Origin of the sequence: Thermococcus sp. PK (genome assembly GCF_000430485.1) — an archaeon.
Lineage (GTDB): Archaea > Methanobacteriota_B > Thermococci > Thermococcales > Thermococcaceae > Thermococcus_A > Thermococcus_A bergensis.
The window spans coordinates 12,147-14,954 of the sequence record NZ_KE387147.1 but is presented as its reverse complement, the minus strand read 5'-3'; the positions used below and the strand labels follow the sequence as shown (position 1 = coordinate 14,954).

Genomic DNA, 2,808 nt, shown 5'->3' with positions numbered 1-2,808 from the left:
AAAAGTATGGGAGAAGGGAGAGGAACAGGCTGAACGATTTGTATCACAAGTTGGCTAACAAAATCGTTGAATTAGCTGAAAAATACGGTGGTATTACCTTGGAGGACTTAACGGAAATCAGGAACACAATAAGGTATTCGGCTGAAATGAACGGTCGCTTGCACAGGTGGAGTTTTAGAAAGCTTCAATCCATTATCGAGTATAAAGCCAAGTTAAAGGGTGTGAGTGTGGTTTTTGTTAATCCTGCTCGCACTTCATCCCTGTGCCCGATATGTGGGGGGAAGCTAGTCCCGAATGGGCACAGGGTTTTAAAATGCGAGTGTGGTTTTGAGGCTGATAGGGATGTGGTTGGGAGTTGGAATATTCGTTTGAAAGCCTTGAAGATGTGGGGAGTCTCCGTTCCCCCCGAAAGCCAGCCAATGAAGACGGGAGGCTGGAAGCCTACCCGTTACGAAATTAACGCCCTACACGCACTTTACGGGTAGGCAGAACGGAAATTAGAAAGATTTGAGTTTTCATTTAGTTCCACCCTCTTTCTTCTTGGTCTGTTGGATGCAGCTGTTTACATGGCTTATCAAAGTATTGAGACATTTTTACCTCTTTTCTACTTTCTTGAAGACAAAGCTTGGCTTTCGGGATTAATCCTTACAATTGAGATTTCAATAATGGCAATTGTGAAACCCTACGCTGGTTATTTAAGTGACAAGATTGGGAGAATAAAGCCAATAATTGTGGGAATGAGCATGGTAAGTCTTGCCATGCTCATCTTTGCCCTCTCAAATTCCCTCTCACTAATAATCGGAGGGGCAGTTTTATTTTCACTCGGCGCTTCAGTAAGTGAAGCTTCAACCAAGCCTTTGGCAACAGAAATTTCAAAGCTTAGAGGCACAGCGTTAGGTTTTTTGGAGAGTATAAAAGACATAGGCCAAGCTCTGGGCCCAATCTTGGTTGGATTTTTAGGTTTTAGGTTTGGCTTTGCTTTTGTTAGTGTACTTGGAATTGTGGCGCTGTTTGTATTTATAATACGATTTAGGGTTTATTAAGTGGCTGTTTGCTAGCCATTCCAATCCTGCTATTTTTCTAGGATTCCGGTGAATATTTTCTCTATGGGAGTTTCTTTTGGTTTCACTTCATATACATTAATCCCTTGGGTAAGCAATATCTTCATGATCGCTGGAACTTCATCATTATACCTTGAAACCATCACAGAAATTCCCGTGTTTTCCACGTTAACGTTATACCTAAACTTCTCTAAGAGTTCTTTTGCCCTTCTTTTTTTATCAACTTTAAACACCACTTCAATGCTACTAACTTTACTTAGTAAATTCTCCAATCTTTCCTCCAAAACGAGCTTTCCCTCCTTCATTATTGCAACCCTGCATTTTACCTCCTCAAAATTCTGGAGCTCGCTTAGAATGTGGGTGGAAAACAGAATGATTTTGCCTTCTTTCAGCATCTCAAAAATTTTGTCTCTTAAGCTTAAAGCTGTTGGAATGTCCAAATTGCTAAACGGTTCATCCAAAACTAGAATGTCTGGATTGTGAAGCAATGCTCTCGCTAAAGCGAGCCTCTTTCTAAAGCCTCTACTTAGATATCCGGCTTTTGTATTTTTGTATTTTTCAAGTCCAAATTCTTTTAGAAGTTCATTAATCCGTTCTTCTTCAACATCATAGATCTTGGCGAAAAATCGCAGATTCTTGTAGACCGTTAGATCCGGATAAACCCGCTCCCCCTCCGGCAGATATCCAATTTTTCTTTTAGCTTTTTCAGGTTCCACCCAAAGATCAATTCCATCAACTACGACCCTACCACTGGAAAGCGGCAAAATACCGGTGATTGCTCTAAATGTTGTGGTTTTACCTGCACCATTGGCTCCCAATAATACATAAATTTCCTTTTTTATTGCGATAAAGCTTAGATTTTCTATAACATCGCCGTTACCATAACCTGCACTGATATTTTCGACCTCAAGCATGAAATCACCCTTAATTTGTAATGAATGCCAAGCGATTGATGACACGCTTGCCCAACATTGCTATTATTAGTGAAGCTACTAAAGAACAAATCCCCAGGAGCAGATATATCTGAAAGGTTCTGTTTAACCCTAATTTTGCCGATGCAAAGGATATTATAATTGGCGTCAAAACTAAAGGCAAGCTCATTAGGTTTATAAGCTCTGAGCTCTTTATTTTTACACTCATTACTAGTCCTATGCTAATAGAGAACATCATCATTGAAAAAGGAACGAACACTGTGATGATAATGAAGTATAGTGTGGGATGCCATATACTTCCTAGTGCTTTTAGATGTAGATACTGGATGAGGAAGAAAAGAGATGCAAAAGCAAAGCCCCATGAGAGCAAACTGAAGAACACTGCCGATAACAATTTTCCCAAGAGTATCTCGGATTCTGAGAGGGGAGATGAAAAAAGGATTTCCATAGTTTTATTTAATTTCTCATTGAAAAAAGAGGAGACAATTGAAGCATAAGAACTCAAGGCAGATACTAATATTACAACTACCGATAGTTGGGATATCAAGGCAGCAAATGTTATTGCATCTTCGCCCATTTTTGCTACTTCAACCCTAGTTCCCATTAGATCGTTAGAGTTATAAGCACTTAAGTCTTTTGGTTGATTGGTGGTTGTTATGAACTTTCAGCAGGAAATCCTGATCATAAAATCCGAAAATCTATCCGATAATCAGCAAACACTACCCGAAAAACACTCACAGGGAAATAATCAGCCTCTACGACCTGATAACCTTCGCAATACTAGCACACTTGCACTTTAACGGAGTTTACAAGCA

At 39.7% G+C, this 2,808-nt stretch carries 4 protein-coding genes and 1 pseudogene; 3 read left to right on the top strand and 2 right to left on the bottom strand.

All coding sequences use genetic code 11. The annotated features are described in order from the left end of the window. Together THEPK_RS01515 and THEPK_RS01510 are read left to right on the top strand one after the other, a co-directional pair. A partial coding sequence (locus THEPK_RS01515) for an RNA-guided endonuclease InsQ/TnpB family protein (protein WP_042697504.1) occupies positions 1–485 on the top strand: 485 nt, incomplete at its 5' end. An 81-nt stretch (positions 486–566) separates the two neighbouring features. Then, a complete protein-coding gene (locus THEPK_RS01510; RefSeq protein ID WP_042697499.1) occupies positions 567–1,043 on the top strand; it encodes an MFS transporter in 477 nt (158 codons plus the stop codon). A 29-nt stretch (positions 1,044–1,072) separates the two neighbouring features. Here THEPK_RS01510 and THEPK_RS01505 read toward each other — a convergent pair whose 3' ends face one another. After that, entirely contained in the window at positions 1,073–1,975 is a 903-nt protein-coding gene (locus tag THEPK_RS01505; RefSeq protein ID WP_042697496.1) for an ABC transporter ATP-binding protein, read from the bottom strand. A gap of 10 nt (positions 1,976–1,985) precedes the next feature. After that, a complete protein-coding gene (locus THEPK_RS12875; RefSeq protein WP_156882097.1) occupies positions 1,986–2,597 on the bottom strand; it encodes an ABC transporter permease family protein in 612 nt (203 codons plus the stop codon). A 43-nt stretch (positions 2,598–2,640) separates the two neighbouring features. On the opposite strand from THEPK_RS12875, the pseudogene THEPK_RS12870 reads away from it, so the two are divergent. Beyond that, a pseudogene (locus THEPK_RS12870) lies at positions 2,641–2,808 on the top strand (IS982 family transposase); the annotation flags it as partial.